This window comes from Peribacillus huizhouensis (assembly GCF_014138605.1).
Taxonomy (GTDB): Bacteria; Bacillota; Bacilli; order Bacillales; family DSM-1321; genus Peribacillus; species Peribacillus huizhouensis.
The window spans coordinates 232,185-246,867 of sequence record NZ_JACJHX010000002.1; the positions used below are offsets into that span (position 1 = coordinate 232,185).

Here is a 14,683-nt window from a genome sequence, read left to right on the forward strand (position 1 = left end):
GTGTGTGTTTATGGCTGAATTTCAGATCCTTCATTCATTTTGGCAAGATGGGGTCGTGTTAAATCAAAAATATTTCTACTTTTATCTGCAGACCAATACGATTACCTCACAATGCGGCATTTATAAATTGCTAAAACAGATCATCGAAACTGAGACAGGTTATAACCGCGAAACCGTTGACGAAACGTTAAAGAACTTTTGTGATTACAAGAAAGTGCTGTATGACGAGTGCACAAAGGAAATTTTTCTGCTGTACTGGCTGAAGTACAAGAAGATTAATAATCAGAATGTATTTATCTTTATCAAGCAGGAACTCTCAAATGTTAATAACAAAGGTTTTGTTGAATCATTTTTTACTAGACTCGGAAATGACATCGAGTTTCTACCGTCAGATGAACAGCTAGCTGGAACAGAATCATCGGAAACAGAAGGTGATGATTCTACTATTGCCGTACAATTTTATCTCGATCATTTTGGCGTGATGACGACATCTTTGGCGGAATCGATCCTAAAGTGGGAAAACGATATAGGATCAAACTTGGTGATAGAAGCGATGAAGCGGGCACTAAAAAAACAACAAGTATGGAAATACACTGAGAACCTATTGAAAAACTGGGCAAGCAAAAAAAACACGGATGAGGCAAATCAACCATCTGCACCAACCCAAAGCAATTACAATACATGTTTAATCATCAATGACCGCTATTAGAATAATAAGCCGATCCGCATGTCAGCCTGGTTAAACTGAAATCGTCGACATGGACGAGGCCTTCGGTACACGAATGGTACAAAAGTGCAGAAAGTTACGGTCGTTCAGTTGAAGTGATCGGATACCTAAATTATAGAATGGTAGGTGCTTAAAATGTGTCAAATGTGTCATGGTACGCACGTTGTCAGCGCAAAAAACATTTCATCAATCTTAATATCCTGTTGTCCAATCTGTGGACCTGAATCTGAAAAAGTACGAAATGCTCGCTACAAAGACCTAATACTTGAGATTTCTCAATTAAAACGGTTGAGTAAGAAAGATTCTTAATACATATGCGACGGGAACATTCACATCACGTACTTACCTTCTTAGAGAAAGTAAAAAAACAAATTGCTGCCAGTTAATTCGGGCAGCTATTTGTTTGATATAATGAGTGTATTAACCTCTTTGTTTCCTGTCATATTTATGGGATTAGCCACTATTTTTTCTCTGCTATTTCCTGAAGAATCCAAAGTAAAAGAGAATACGATGGGATATGCACGCAAGATTCCAATGACAGAAATCGGAAACTCATTATCCCAATCTATCTCACAAATTGCCATGATGTTACTCATTATTGGCGGCGGTGGTGCCTTTAAACAAGTTCTTGTTGATGGTGGTGTTGGCGATTATGTCGCGACATTATTTAGCCAAACTAATATGTCGCCACCTTTAGTCGCATGGACGATCGCTGCCATATTACGCCTATGCCTAGGTTCTGCTACAGTAGCTACCCTTACGACCGCGGGCATGGTCACCCACTTATGATTGCTAGTTCAGTAAACCCAGCTTTGATTGTCCTAGCAACCGGGGCTGGTAGTGTCATTGGCTGGATTTTGGATGGTTAAAGAATATTTGGGTCTGAGCATGAAGGAAACGTTTCAAACTTGGACAGTACTAACAACAGTATTATCTATAACTGGACTTGGTTGTGTATTGTTATTAGGGTTGTTTATCTAAATAAAAACAGAGAGGCATTTAGTAATGACTCTCTGTCCTACTAATCTTGCAACGAGATTCATGTGATGCTAAATATTCCAAACTTATAAATTAATTTCCATTTTTCCCTACTCACTTCAAGCATAACAGATCATGGTTCTTATCAATCAACAGACAAGTTTAACACAGCCTTAAAAAAATTAATCTTCCTCGCTCACTTTCGTTAGATGTAGGAAAAATTCATAAGCCTCTACATCTGAGTATCCTTCATGCACGACTTTAGCAACCGCTTGAATCATTTCTTCTGGGTATGCAGATTGGAAAATATTTCTCCCCATATCAACTCCTGCAGCGCCACCTTGAATGGAGTTATATGCTAAAGCTAGCGCATCTTTCTCATGAATCTTTTTACCGCCAGCAACTACGAGTGGTACTGGACAAGCTGCGGCTACTTTTTCAAAATCATCACAATAATATGTTTTAACAATTTGAACGCCAAATTCAGCTAGCATTCTTGTTGCCAACAAGAAAAATTGAGTCGTCCGTTCCATTTCTTTTCCAACAGCGACAACACCCATTGTAGGAATCGAATATTTTGAACCTAGGTTAACCGCTTTATTTAATTCTTCAATTGTTTCTTTTTGTCCATCCGCACCAATAAAAGTTTGAATAGCGATTGCGCTTGCATTCATTTTAATGGCATCATCTATATCTACAACCATCGATTCGTGGCTTAAATCCTCTTGCAAAATGCTCGAACCTGAGGATGCTCTTAATGCAATCGATTTATTAAATGAAGGTGGTACACTACTTCGAATAGCCCCTCTCGTTCCCATCAGACAATCCGCATAATTGGCTAATTTAGGAATTAAAATATCTAATCTTTCTAGTCCAGATGTTGGTCCCATAAAATAACCATGATCAAATGCCAGCATGACTGTTTTACCTGTTTTCGGATTGAAAATTCTTGATAATCGATCCTTCATTCCCCAGTCATAATTAGCAGCACCCTTTACATGGAAATTACCATTATTAGCAAATACAATTTCCTCTGAAAAGTCTTTCGCAGCTTTGTTTCCTATCTTATCTACCATTCTGATCTTCCCTTCTTTACTAATTTCTTTTTTCGTAAGCTCTGTATTAAACTTGATTGTTGATTTCCGTTCCAGGCACTTCGCTTTCCGCTTAGCTACGCCTGAGCCTCCTCGACACTGCGTGTCTGCGGGGTCTCGCCTATCTCGCTTTTCCCGCAGGAGTCTTCGTGCCTTCCACTTCAATCAACAAGTTATCAAAAATCAACACTGGTCTTTAACACAGCCTTTTCGTAAAGCTTTTCCAACTAACAAATTAAAACAGTTGTTACTTGTAACGGATATACGAAAAATGTGTTGAGGGAGACCCCGCAGATGCAATGCACTGAGGAGGCTCCTGAAACCGCCGCTACAACGGATATCAATCTAGGGTGGGCGTGTAAATACCTTTTAGAGTAACAATGTATGCTTAAACATCCTAATTATTAAAAATCGTAGTCGTTTGTATTTTCTTTTGTGAATACGATTCTTTCAGGCAACACGATGATGCCGGAGTCTTCTGCTTCGTAATCATAGCCTTGAACGGTGTTTGGCTCTACTTTTACTTCTCCAAGCTCTGGGACATCAACGGTGCCGCCAACTTTCAATTCATTTCCTTGTGCTAAATGATACGCAATGTATACGGCAAGTGCACCTTGATCTTTAACATCCCATAAACCGTGATTTTCAATTGTTCCATTTTCAAGATATTGTCTCATTGAATTAGGAGAAGCAAATCCCGTAATAACCACATCTTCCTTGTTTAAACCTTTATTTTGTGCTGCTTGTGCCATGGCAGGAAGTGCAGTTGAATCAGGACAGATGATCACATCAATATCAGGATAGGTATGTAAGATACTTTCTCCCTTTTGTAGAGATACCTGTTCATTTCCTTCCCCGAATTGCTTGGTTACAATTTCCCAATTCGGATATTTTTCTGCAATATACTTTTCAGCATAATCAACCCATGAATTTTGGTCTGGTACAGTTGGACTTGAGTAGAACCAAGCAACTTGTTGGGGCTCATTAGGATTTTCAAGTTGCCCTGCAGCCATGTCGACAAGCATAGCACCCAAAATGTCAGGTGTTCCTTGATTGATATAGGCTGATCTATATTTTGGATCAACATCTGAATCCCAAGTGACAACTTTAATTCCAGCATCTAATGCTTTTTGTAATGCTTGATTTAAACCATCTGAAGAAACGGATGAAATAGCTATTGCATCAGCACCACTATTAACAGCACTATTAATAATTTGCACTTGATTAGCAACTGTTCCTTCAGGGGCACCATCATACTTAACTCTAAAACCAATTTTTTTAGCCATTTCCTGTGCACCGTCATTCCCAGATTCAAAGAAAGCATTTCCTGTCATTTTTGGGATAAAAACGACATCAATATCTCGCGCATCTTTTTTTCCTTTTTCTCCATCAGTACTGCTTCCAGCATCCTTGCTATTACAAGCTGCTAATAACATGGTTGAAATTGCTAAACCAGTGAATACTTTAAAAAATTTTGATTTACGCATTCAGATTACCCCCTCTATCTTTCTTTAAATTTAGTAACCTTCTAACATTCAACTTAAATTTTTGACCTCCCATAAATGCTACTGAAATAATCAAGAGCATCCCTGTTGCTAGTCCTATATATTGTGTTTGAACCCCACCCATTTGCAATCCCAGTTTTAAGAAACCAATGATTATGCTTGCAAGAGCAGTCCCGACAACACCCCCTTTACCACCTGTTATTAATGTTCCTCCTAATACAACAGCAGTTAAGATTGGCATTAAATATTCAGCGCCAAAATCTGCTCTAGAACTACCCAAATATGAGGTTAAAATAATTCCTGCTATTCCTGCACTAAGCCCTGATAATACATATGTACTAGTGATTATTTTCCTCGTATTGATTCCAGAGTACTCCGCAGAATTTTGGTTAATCCCAGTTAAATAGATGTACCTTCCATACCGCGTCCAATGAAGCAGCACGTAAGCAATTAGCAACATAACAACAAAAACGATAACTGAATGTGGAATGCCCAATAAATTTCCATTTGCTAGGTTAATAAACTCTTGTGAAAATCCGGAAATCCCTTCATAAGTACTTGCTCCAGAAAACCCAACCAAAACTAAAGCAATCCCACTATATAAAAGCATCCCGCCAAGCGTTATAACCATCGCTTGGACCTTTGAATAAGCAATTAGAATGCCATTCAGTAAACCGCATAATCCACCAACTAATACCGCAAGAAGAGCTGCAACCCAAATATTCAATCCGTAAACTTGAGCCAAAAGACCTGTCACCACTGATGTTAATCCGATAATAGATCCACCAGATATATCGATACCTCCAGTAATGATGACAAAAGTAACGAAGAAGGCAATAATTGCAATCCCAACAAAATCATTGAAGCTATTTAATAGAATGTTTATATTCCAAAATCTCGGGTTAATTAGCCCAAAGATTATGATTTCTGCTAGCAAGGTAGTTAATAAGACTACGTTCCATTTGGGTATTTTTTTTAACATCGAACTCTCACACCTCCTCTTTGTAGTTTAAAATTCTTGCATTTAATCTTTCTTTTCTTGTTCGATTATTAGCCCGGCGTGCAATGAGGGCATCAGCAACAACAATGATAATTAATAGAGAACCTGAAATAGCAGAATTCCAGAATGCAGGGACTTTCAAGAATACTAAAGCAGAGTTGATGGAACTCATGATAATTGCTCCAATTGCTGCCCCTATAACGGACCCAATCCCTCCTCTTAAAGATACTCCCCCAAGAACTGCTGCTGCGATTACCGTCATTTCGATCCCTAATCCAGCAGTCGTTGAAATAAATCCAATTTGGCTGGCAAATATTAGCCCAGCAATAGAAGCTAAAACGCCGGAAATGACAAAAGCAATAACTTTATATCGATTAACAGGTATTCCAATTAATACTGCACCATCCTCGTTATCACCTATCGCAGCGAAATACCTTCCTTTTCTACTATTAGATAAGTAAAAGTGAATGAGAATAACAGCTAAAATGACAATGATCGTTAATACATTTATTCCAAACATATTCATCCGTGAAATATGTTTGAAGTTTTCCGGAAGATTCTCAACCCACTTTCCATTTGTAAACATCACTTGGGTTACCCTTACAATTTCAAGCATACCCAGGGTCATAATAAATGAAGAGATTTTTAATTTAGTCACTCCTAATCCATTGATTAATCCAATAACACCACCGATCATGATCGCAATTATTACAGCAAGGAAAATACTACCGCCATCTCTAAGAATAACGCCACTAACTGAAGCACTTAGTCCTAATACTGCACCGATCGAGATATCGATTTCGCCAGTCAATAAAACAAATGTCATCCCTACCGCAAGTACGATATAAAGCAAGCTATTTTTTGTCGCATTGAGTATGTTTCCTGAAGAAATAAAATCAGCGTTTACTAAGCCTACAATCACAAACAGCAAAACTAAGAATACGAGCGTTCTAAATTCACGTTGCTTTGTCATACTCTTAACTTTAGACATGTCTTTCACTTCCTTTATATGTGCCAAAAGCCGCTCCCATGACATTTGTTGCATTTATCTCATCAAATCCTAAACAAACCTGACAAGTCCCCCGATAAATGGCATAGATTCGGTCACTAATTCTTTCGATTTCTTCCAAATCTGATGAAATGAGTAATATGGAGTATCCCTGTTCTTTTAATTGAGTAATGATGGAATAAATATCACTTCTGGCAGCTGCGTCAATTCCTCTTGTTGGTTCATCCATGATGATGATTTGTGGATTTGTTGATAAAATTCTTGCAATAACAACCTTTTGCTGATTTCCTCCAGATAAGGATTTAACCTCATCATCCTGATTGCTGATTTTAATACTCAATTTGTTAACATACTCATCCGTGATATCTTTTTCAAATTTTTTATCAATGAAGAATCGGTGTTTTTTTATCACTTGGGCTGTAACATTACTGCTTATAGAACTTATAGAAAAAATTCCGTTCAAAAATCTATCTTCAGGTATATAGGCTAAACCGCTTTCAATTTTTTCATTAGCAGATAAATCTGTGATATCTTTTCCTTTCAAGTAGATTTTTCCACTATGGACTTTATTCATTCCATAAATGGCTTCTGCAATCTCTGTCCTCCCAGCTCCAACAAGACCCGCTAGACCCACTACTTCTCCCTTATATACATCGAAACTAATATCTTTGAAGCCGTCCCCACTTAGTTTTTGTATCTTAAGAATGGGTTCTTCCTTACTTCGATCCAAAAATTCCTTCTTAAATGTTTCGTTTCCACTCCGTTCGCTATCCAAAGGTAATAACCCCTTGATTAACATTTCCTTTGTAAAATCATTGATCTTTCCTTTGAGAGTCACTTTACCGTCTCGTAATATAACGGCATGTGTTGAAATTTGAAAAACTTCATCTAATCGATGAGTGATATAAAATATTCCTACACCCGATGCTTTTAATTGTTCAATTAACTTAAACAATGACTCCGTTTCAGCAAACGTTAATGAAGAAGTTGGTTCATCCAATATGAGAACCTTCGCATCTCTTAGAAGTCCCTTAATAATCTCCACTTGTTGCTGTTCTGCGATTGATAAGGAAATGGCAGATCTATTTAAATCTAGATTCCAACCTAATTGTTTAATTAACCTTCTCGCTTGCTCTCTTACTTTAACTTTATTTTTACTAAAGCCAATCGTTAGATTTTTCTCGATAGTCATATTCGGAAATAGCAACGGTTCTTGCGGAACCAAATAAATTCCTTTACTATGGGCAATCGAAGGATTATAATGAACGACCTTTTCCCCATTAATTTCTATACTTCCTTCATCCGCTTTATAAACTCCCGTAAGGATCTTCATCAACGTACTCTTTCCAGCTCCATTACCACCTATAATCGAAATCACTTCTGACTCGCTGATTTCTAGAGAAACACCATTTAACACTTTATTTTGATTAAATGACTTCTGGATATTTTCAAATTTAACTAGTAGTCTTAATCCTTCCATAAAAGACCCTCCATACTTATTCAAAATGTCTCTATGTATATAGTTAAATAACCCTAATTTGTAACCGCTTTCCAAATGGTGCTAAAGTAATAATTTAATACATTTTATTAAGTAAGCATCATTTTATTCATTTTTTTAACGACTTCAATTGTTCAAGAAAGCACCATTTTCTTTTAAGTAATAGTAAATTACAAAACTGAATATACATAGAAACGGCATAAGATCTTATTCTCCGGCTTTTTCAAAATCGTTAACAATTTATTAATCTTGTTATTTTTTTTAATTTATTCAAAACAAATATTTATAGATGAATATTTTGTTTAAATCCAAATAATGATAAAAGAGTGATGAAAAATGACATATGAAAATGACTTAATCGTAAAAATAGCTTGGCAATATTATATTGAAGGTTTGACTCAAAATGAAATCTCTAAATCCCTAAACCTATCAAGAATGAAGGTGATTAAATACCTTGAAAAAGCCAAAACAAACAATGTAATACAGTTCAAAATTAACTTAGAAGAATTGGATCATCTAACGATTCAAAATAAGATTAAAGAAAAATACAATTTAAAGGATATTTTTATTGTCCCAACCTCCAATGACAATACAGTAGACAGTCTTACAATTGCGGCTGCTCAGTACATTGAAGATCGAATTACAAGCGACACAATGATAAGTATCGGTTACGGAGAAGCTGTATCGAAAACCCTGGGACACTTACAAATATCAACTAAATATAAAATTACATTTGTTTCTTTATCTGGCGGTGTAAAGTTCTACATGCCGACAGCAATAGATACGAGGTCCGATTACTATACAAATCAAAATTATAATCACTACATTGTACCTACTCCCCTAATCGTATCCTCAAAAGATATTGCCGATTCTTTGCTAGAGGAAAAAACAGTTAAAAAAATATTAGAAATGATCCCTTATTCCAATATTACTGTTATAGGAATTGGCGCTCTTAATGACCGCGCGACTTTAGTTAAAGAAGGATACCTAAATACGAATGACTTTGAAATTTTAAAAATAAAGGGAGCTGTTGGCGATTTACTAAGCCAGTTTTACGACATAAATGGTCATGTTCTAGATTTAGATTTTCATAAAAAGCTGATTAGTACTGAAATTAATGTATTGAAATCACTTAATCATGTTGTAGCAGTTGCAGGAGGCCTTGATAAAAAGGATGCAATCATCGGTGCACTTAAGGGGGGATACATCGATGTACTAATTACTGATGAATTGGTCGCCCAAAGTTTGGTTTAATGATTCAGTAAATCATTGAAAGGAAGGTAATTATGGAAAAATACCTAATGGCTATTGATGCTGGAACCGGCAGTGTTAGAGTCATCTTATTTAATACATTAGGCCATGAATTGTGTGTCGCTCAATCTGAGTGGACGCATAAAGAGGATAAGCGATATCCAGGTTCAATGGATTTTGATATTAATCAAAATATCAACATAATTACTGATCTAATCAAGGAAATCATTACAAAAAGCAAAGTAGCTCCAAAAGATATTATCTCTATATCTACCACAAGTATGAGAGAAGCGATTGTCTTATATGACGAAAAAGGAAAAGAATTATGGGCTTGTGCAAACGTAGATTCACGCTCAAATGATGAAGTTTATAACCTATATAGCATAAGCGATACAATTGAATCTGATCTTTATAAGGTATCAGGCCAAACATTTTCCTTAGGAGCTATTCCAAGGATTCTTTGGATAAAAAAGAATCTCCCTGAAACTTATAAAAAAATGAAGTATGTCACCATGCTGAATGACTGGATAACCTATCGTTTATCAGATGTCATTTCAGTAGAACCATCAAACGGCTGTACGACTGGTCTTTTTGATATTAAAGAAAGAATTTGGGACTCTCAAATAGCTAAGAAAGTAAATCTTAGGGAGGACATTTTTCCAATTGTTTATGAAAGTGGAACAGTTATTGGAAATGTCACCGAAGAAATGGCGGCGCTTACAGGTCTAAGTCCAGAAACTTTAGTTGTTGCTGGTGGTGGTGATGCTCAGTTAGGATGCATTGGTGCTGGAGTTGTCAATGAAGGCGATGCAGCCGTTTTTGGGGGGAGTTTTTGGCAATACGAATATACAACTAATCATGTTGAAATCGATAACGAATGTAGAGTAAGAATTAACTGCCATGCTGTACCCAATACTTGGCAGTACGAAGCAATTGCATTTTTCCCCGGATTAGTAATGAGATGGTTTAGAGATAGTTTCTGTGAGCTTGAAGGGTATCTTCAAAATGAAACAGGAGAAAGTATTTATTCACAAATGGAAAAACGAGCACGTAACGTACCAGCTGGCAGCTACGGTATGCTAGGTACATTTTCTAATATAATGAACTATAAGTCTTGGAAACATGCAGCCCCAGGCTTTATCAATTACAAACTGGACTCAGAGAAATATAATAAGGCAAGCTTTTACAGATCGATTATGGAAAATGCCGCCTTTGTAACAAAAGGAAATATTGAATTAGTTAATGACATAACAAATACATCTCCCAAGTCTATTATCTTTGCTGGTGGCGCATCAAAAAGCGATTTATGGTGTCAAATTGTTTCCGATGTACTTAATATACCATTACGAGTCCCTGTCGTTAGAGAATCAACTGCGCTTGGTGCTGCTATTTGTGCTGGAGTAGGCGCAAAAGTCTATAACGATTTCGATGATGCTATTTCAAAAGTAATTAAATTCGAAAAAACGTATTATCCAAATCACGAGAATAACAATGTATATGAAGATTTATATATAAAGTGGAAAGATATTTACAAAAAACAACTAGAATTAGCAGACAACAATTTAACAGAACATATGTGGATCGCACCTGGATTAAAATAAAGGATATGGAGTGATTACAATGACCATTATTAACGAGAATGAAAGAGAATATAGATTTACAGATAGTGGTCCAAAATATCTTTTAAAAGGACCAAGAATGAACTTTGGAATTGTTGTTTTAAAGCCCGGACAAGATTTCGCTGCCCATTATCATAATATAATGGAAGAAAACTTCTTTATCCTCGAAGGAGAATTAGAGATACATATTGATCATGAAGTTTTCACATGCAAAAAGGGAGATTTCATCCATGTTGAACCAAAGAAAATTCATTATTTAATAAATAAAGGGAATACTGATTTTAAGGCCGCTTTTATGCTTTCTCCTTACCAAGAAAAAGATAAAGTTGAAGTAGATTATAAACCAAATGTTTAACTTTTTTGAAGTGATAAGATGTGCGCGGAAAATCGTCTTTCGAAGTGCATCATCAATACTTATGTATAAATGAACAAGATTAAGAGGATAACTGGCGTTTATATGATTACAAAAATCCGACTTGTTAATGAATGAACTTAAACGACCACCTGATTTAGCAGGTGGTCGTTTAAGATACTTTCCATATTATAAAGCACCTTTTCCTTATTAAATTAGGCTGTTTTCGTAAACTTTGTTGTTTTTGATATGATAATATGAATTATATAAAGATACAAATCAGTAGGAGGAGGTTAGTTATGTTCAAACGAATTTTGTCTTGCTCAGTGTGCGGAGGAGATATAAAAGACGGAGAAGAAATTTACGCAAAAATGGAAGCACCTTCAAAGAAAGTTATGGTAGAGATTAAAGCATATTTAAAAGATAAAAGCGAAATAATTTGCAAAGATTGCTATGACAAATAGTGGTGTTATTTTAGAAATTATGACGATTTTAAAGAACTCTACGGTATCCGCAAAATACAACAAGCTACTACTTGCCTTACTGAAAAATGATAAATGATGGATCATTTTTTCTTGCAAGCTATATGCAGCTTTTCCTGTATGGCGGTCTAATAAAAATACAGTGTGACAAGTATGTAATATTTTTATGAAGCAAGACCACTCGGATCGTGCCAAACCTGAGGATCAAAAAGAAGCAGGAGAACGCCCCCCCTACTTCATCCAATCTGGTTGATGGAATCCTTGAAACTCTTCTTCAATCACTTTCTTAAATTCTACGGATTCTACTGCATCCTTGATGTCCTTCACAAATTGTTCATCTTTATTTTCCGTTAGAACCACGACACGATTAATGATATTTTCTGGCAGCTTATCCCTTACAAGTGCCTTCGTTAAGTCCAGTCCTGCCGCGATGGCAAAATTCCCATTGATTGCTGCAAGGTCAACAGATTCTAGTGCTCTTGGCGATTGAGCGGCTTCGATTGGTTTAAATTTAAGCTCTTTGGGGTTACTAATGACATCCTTTTCAGAGGCACGAAGAGGATCGGCATTACTGTCAAATTCGATTATGCCATTATCCTTTAACACCGTTAAGCCCCTTGCTAGATTGGTAGGATCATTTGCAAGTACAATGGTACTGCCTTTCTCAATCTCATCCAATGATTGATACTTATTAGAATAAATGCCGATGGGTGCTGTCGGTACCGTAATCACACTCGTTAATTCCATATCATTTTCTTTGGCGAACGCATTCATATATACCTCGTGCTGAAACAAGTTTGCATCCAGTGATCCGTTATCCAGTGCTGTATTTGGCTGTACGTAATCGTTGAATTCTTTCACGGTTACCTTATAGCCTTTTTCTTCCAAATAAGGCTTAACTCCTTTTTCTAGCATATCACTGTACGGGATTGTCGCCCCCAGCACTAATTCTTTCTTTTCACCTGCGGAGGATGAACTACCCGAATTACAAGCAGATAAAGCACCTATGACAAGAATGAATAGTAAAACAAAAATTGGTTTTTTCAATTTGACCACTCCCCTGTTTTTAGCGTTTGTTTATTTTTCACGATATGCCCCCCTATATATTGGAATAGTTGCACTAAGACAACCACCAAAATGAGGGTTGTGTACATGATCGTATTATCATAACGATAGTACCCGTAACGAATAGCTAAATCCTCGATCCCCCACCCCAATGATTCCAACCATAGCGGAATAGCCGATTAAGCTAATGGCAGTCATGGTAAAGCCGGTCATCAATCCTGGCTTGGCTTCTGGAAGGATAATGTTTGTGATGATTAACCCGAAGCCCCGACAGCAACCGCAGCTTCGATGACTCCTTTATCAATTTCTCTTGCAGATGATTCTACTAATTCTGCAAAAAAAGGAATCCCCGCTACCGCTAGAGTCACCGACGCTGCTAATGGTCTAATGGTTGTATCCACGAGAAAATTTTTTAAATAACATTAAGAATACGAGCAGGATATACGGAATGGAACGGATTAGGTTGATCAGGATCTCAAAAACCTGTTTAATCCATATATTTTCTTAAAAAGTCCGTGATCCGTGATAAACAAAACCATTCCTATAGATAAGCCCACCAGAATCGCGATTATTTCTCCCTTCTCGATCGTAAGCGAAACGTCATCTACACCCACAATCGTTTACTTTTTACCCCTAAATTCCTTCTTAATGTGCTTCAACTCAATCATCCGGCTATTCCACTCCGCTCCTATTTTTACCGCTCGGTAAGGACACGTCTGTACTGGCTCCCAGGATGGTCATCCGGCAAAATACTTTTCCCCCTAGGAAATAACTTTTCTCGCAATGTACCTGATTGATACTGCTTCTTATATAATCCACGCTCTTGCAAGATTGGAATCACTAACTCAATAAAGGATTCCAAATCACCAGGCGTCACCAAATGGTTTAAATTGAAGCCGTCTACTCCTGATTCTTCAAATTGACGTTGTATAGCGTCCGCAACCTCTGATGGGTTCCCAACAATAATTTGGGTTCGATCTAATGACTCGAATCGTTTAAGTGCTTCACCAACAGATAATTTCTTCGGTGCATCCTTCGTTAAAGTAGCTGCTTTATAATGGCCGCCTTCCGTCGATTTCTTATATTCAAACGGCTCATTCGGATCCACGCCCTCAAACTCGGCAATGTCATAACCGCTAGCTCCGAACTGTGCTTTAGCAGCATCTGAACTCCATACTTTGTTATATTCCTCGAACTTCTGCCAAGCCTCTTCCGTCGTTTCGGCAACAATAACACTCAGAAAAGAAATGATTTTAATATTATCTGGATTACGACCATGCTTTTGTGCTCGCTGTCTAATATCCTCTGTGTAAAAACGAATTCTCTCAGGTGTGGGACCGCCTACAAATATACACTCTGCATGTTTGGCTGCGAATTCCCTGCCGCGTTCCGATGTTCCCGCTTGATAAATGACAGGCGTTCGCTGAATGGAAGGTTCAGATAAATGAGGCCCTTCCACTTTAAAATAGGTGCCTTCATGATTGATTTCATGTACTTTTTCGGGATCTACCAATGTATTCGTTTCCACATTTTCAATCATGGCATTGTCTTCCCAGCTTTGCTCCCAGAGTTTATAAGACACCTCAAGGAACTCATCGGCTTTATTGTATCGTTCATCATGTTTGATCATATCTGGTAACCCAAAGTTTCTGGCTGCATTTGGGAGATAAGAAGTCACAACATTCCATGCAATTCTTCCCTTTGTCAAATGATCTAAAGTAGAAAAACGTCTAGCATTTCCAAATGGGGGTTCATAGGTCGTACTAACTGTGATTGCGAATGACAAATTTTCTGTTACACTGGCCATCGCAGAAATGAGCAGCGATGCATCGTTCACTGGCACCTGTAAGCCATCTCGAATGGAAGGATCTTTACTCTTCTGATAAATATCATAAATGCCAAGGACATCTGCAAAAAAAATCGCATCAAACATGCCTCGCTCCAATAGCTTTGCTAATTCAATCCAGTAGTCCAAATCCTTGTACCTGCGATGACGCTTATTGTCTGGATGCTTCCAAAGCCCATGGGAATTGTGCATCGAACTGCTCATTTCAAAAGCATTTAAAATGATTTGTTTAGTCAATTTTTTTCCTCCCCGCATTA

At 37.2% G+C, this 14,683-nt stretch carries 13 protein-coding genes and 1 pseudogene; 6 read left to right on the forward strand and 8 right to left on the reverse strand.

Annotated elements, in window-relative coordinates; genetic code table 11:
• Nucleotides 1–10: 10 nt before the first annotated feature.
• Both HNP81_RS04325 and HNP81_RS04330 read left to right on the forward strand, forming a co-directional pair.
• Entirely contained in the window at nucleotides 11–709 is a 699-nt protein-coding gene (locus HNP81_RS04325) for a DnaD domain protein (protein ID WP_182501686.1), read from the forward strand.
• Between the two features lie 528 nt (nucleotides 710–1,237).
• A pseudogene (locus HNP81_RS04330) lies at nucleotides 1,238–1,708 on the forward strand (GntT/GntP/DsdX family permease).
• Between the two features lie 179 nt (nucleotides 1,709–1,887).
• Here HNP81_RS04330 and lsrF read toward each other — a convergent pair.
• The 5 genes from lsrF to HNP81_RS04355 all read right to left on the reverse strand — a co-directional run bounded on the left by lsrF (nucleotide 1,888) and on the right by HNP81_RS04355 (nucleotide 7,793).
• Nucleotides 1,888–2,781 (reverse strand): 3-hydroxy-5-phosphonooxypentane-2,4-dione thiolase, encoded by an 894-nt coding sequence (gene lsrF / locus HNP81_RS04335; RefSeq protein ID WP_182501687.1) that lies wholly within the window; start codon nucleotides 2,779–2,781, stop codon nucleotides 1,888–1,890.
• Nucleotides 2,782–3,203: 422 nt separating this feature from the next.
• The gene (gene lsrB / locus HNP81_RS04340) at nucleotides 3,204–4,286 is read right to left on the reverse strand and encodes an autoinducer 2 ABC transporter substrate-binding protein LsrB (RefSeq protein ID WP_220478490.1); all 1,083 of its coding nucleotides are present in this window, start codon (nucleotides 4,284–4,286) and stop codon (nucleotides 3,204–3,206) included.
• On the reverse strand, nucleotides 4,279–5,286 hold the full coding sequence (locus HNP81_RS04345) for an ABC transporter permease (protein ID WP_182501688.1): 1,008 nt from the start codon (nucleotides 5,284–5,286) through the stop codon (nucleotides 4,279–4,281). Before HNP81_RS04345 ends, lsrB begins: the two co-directional genes overlap by 8 nt.
• Before the next feature lie 7 nt (nucleotides 5,287–5,293).
• Entirely contained in the window at nucleotides 5,294–6,295 is a 1,002-nt protein-coding gene (locus HNP81_RS04350) for an ABC transporter permease (protein ID WP_182501689.1), read from the reverse strand.
• Entirely contained in the window at nucleotides 6,288–7,793 is a 1,506-nt protein-coding gene (locus HNP81_RS04355; RefSeq protein WP_182501690.1) for a sugar ABC transporter ATP-binding protein, read from the reverse strand. Before HNP81_RS04355 ends, HNP81_RS04350 begins: the two co-directional genes overlap by 8 nt.
• Nucleotides 7,794–8,147: 354 nt before the next feature.
• Between HNP81_RS04355 and HNP81_RS04360 the strand changes: the two genes are divergently transcribed.
• The 4 genes from HNP81_RS04360 (at nucleotide 8,148) to HNP81_RS04375 (ending at nucleotide 11,497) form a co-directional block, all read left to right on the forward strand.
• Complete coding sequence (locus HNP81_RS04360) at nucleotides 8,148–9,065, forward strand: sugar-binding transcriptional regulator (RefSeq protein ID WP_182501691.1); 918 nt, start codon at nucleotides 8,148–8,150, stop codon at nucleotides 9,063–9,065.
• Between the two features lie 32 nt (nucleotides 9,066–9,097).
• On the forward strand, nucleotides 9,098–10,663 hold the full coding sequence (lsrK, locus tag HNP81_RS04365; protein WP_182501692.1) for an autoinducer-2 kinase: 1,566 nt from the start codon (nucleotides 9,098–9,100) through the stop codon (nucleotides 10,661–10,663).
• Nucleotides 10,664–10,682: 19 nt separating this feature from the next.
• Nucleotides 10,683–11,036 carry a cupin domain-containing protein gene (locus tag HNP81_RS04370; RefSeq protein WP_182501693.1) on the forward strand — a complete coding sequence of 118 codons (354 nt, stop codon included), beginning with the start codon at nucleotides 10,683–10,685 and terminating at the stop codon, nucleotides 11,034–11,036.
• A gap of 296 nt (nucleotides 11,037–11,332) precedes the next feature.
• On the forward strand, nucleotides 11,333–11,497 hold the full coding sequence (locus tag HNP81_RS04375; RefSeq protein WP_182501694.1) for a Fe3+ hydroxamate ABC transporter substrate-binding protein: 165 nt from the start codon (nucleotides 11,333–11,335) through the stop codon (nucleotides 11,495–11,497).
• Nucleotides 11,498–11,746: 249 nt separating this feature from the next.
• Here the strand turns inward: HNP81_RS04375 and HNP81_RS04380 are convergent, their stop codons facing one another.
• The 3 genes from HNP81_RS04380 to HNP81_RS04390 all read right to left on the reverse strand — a co-directional run bounded on the left by HNP81_RS04380 (nucleotide 11,747) and on the right by HNP81_RS04390 (nucleotide 14,663).
• Nucleotides 11,747–12,562, reverse strand: coding sequence for a MetQ/NlpA family ABC transporter substrate-binding protein (locus HNP81_RS04380; RefSeq protein ID WP_182501695.1), 816 nt, complete (start codon nucleotides 12,560–12,562; stop codon nucleotides 11,747–11,749).
• Nucleotides 12,563–12,834: 272 nt separating this feature from the next.
• Nucleotides 12,835–12,981, reverse strand: a complete 147-nt coding sequence (locus tag HNP81_RS23720; protein WP_246399234.1) for an ABC transporter permease family protein — start codon at nucleotides 12,979–12,981, stop codon at nucleotides 12,835–12,837.
• A gap of 293 nt (nucleotides 12,982–13,274) precedes the next feature.
• Nucleotides 13,275–14,663: an LLM class flavin-dependent oxidoreductase gene (locus HNP81_RS04390; RefSeq protein ID WP_182501696.1), complete on the reverse strand. Its 1,389-nt coding sequence runs from the start codon at nucleotides 14,661–14,663 to the stop codon at nucleotides 13,275–13,277.
• Nucleotides 14,664–14,683 lie beyond the last annotated feature (20 nt).

What these genes read in the sequence shown, in the direction of transcription:
- HNP81_RS04325 (WP_182501686.1), top strand. Translation starts at nt 11, where the DNA reads ATGGCTGAATTTCAGATCCTTCATTCATTTTGGCAAGATGGGGTCGTG.
- lsrF (WP_182501687.1), bottom strand. Translation starts at nt 2,781, where the DNA reads ATGGTAGATAAGATAGGAAACAAAGCTGCGAAAGACTTTTCAGAGGAA.
- lsrB (WP_220478490.1), bottom strand. Translation starts at nt 4,286, where the DNA reads ATGCGTAAATCAAAATTTTTTAAAGTATTCACTGGTTTAGCAATTTCA.
- HNP81_RS04345 (WP_182501688.1), bottom strand. Translation starts at nt 5,286, where the DNA reads ATGTTAAAAAAAATACCCAAATGGAACGTAGTCTTATTAACTACCTTG.
- HNP81_RS04350 (WP_182501689.1), bottom strand. Translation starts at nt 6,295, where the DNA reads ATGTCTAAAGTTAAGAGTATGACAAAGCAACGTGAATTTAGAACGCTC.
- HNP81_RS04355 (WP_182501690.1), bottom strand. Translation starts at nt 7,793, where the DNA reads ATGGAAGGATTAAGACTACTAGTTAAATTTGAAAATATCCAGAAGTCA.
- HNP81_RS04360 (WP_182501691.1), top strand. Translation starts at nt 8,148, where the DNA reads ATGACATATGAAAATGACTTAATCGTAAAAATAGCTTGGCAATATTAT.
- lsrK (WP_182501692.1), top strand. Translation starts at nt 9,098, where the DNA reads ATGGAAAAATACCTAATGGCTATTGATGCTGGAACCGGCAGTGTTAGA.
- HNP81_RS04370 (WP_182501693.1), top strand. Translation starts at nt 10,683, where the DNA reads ATGACCATTATTAACGAGAATGAAAGAGAATATAGATTTACAGATAGT.
- HNP81_RS04375 (WP_182501694.1), top strand. Translation starts at nt 11,333, where the DNA reads ATGTTCAAACGAATTTTGTCTTGCTCAGTGTGCGGAGGAGATATAAAA.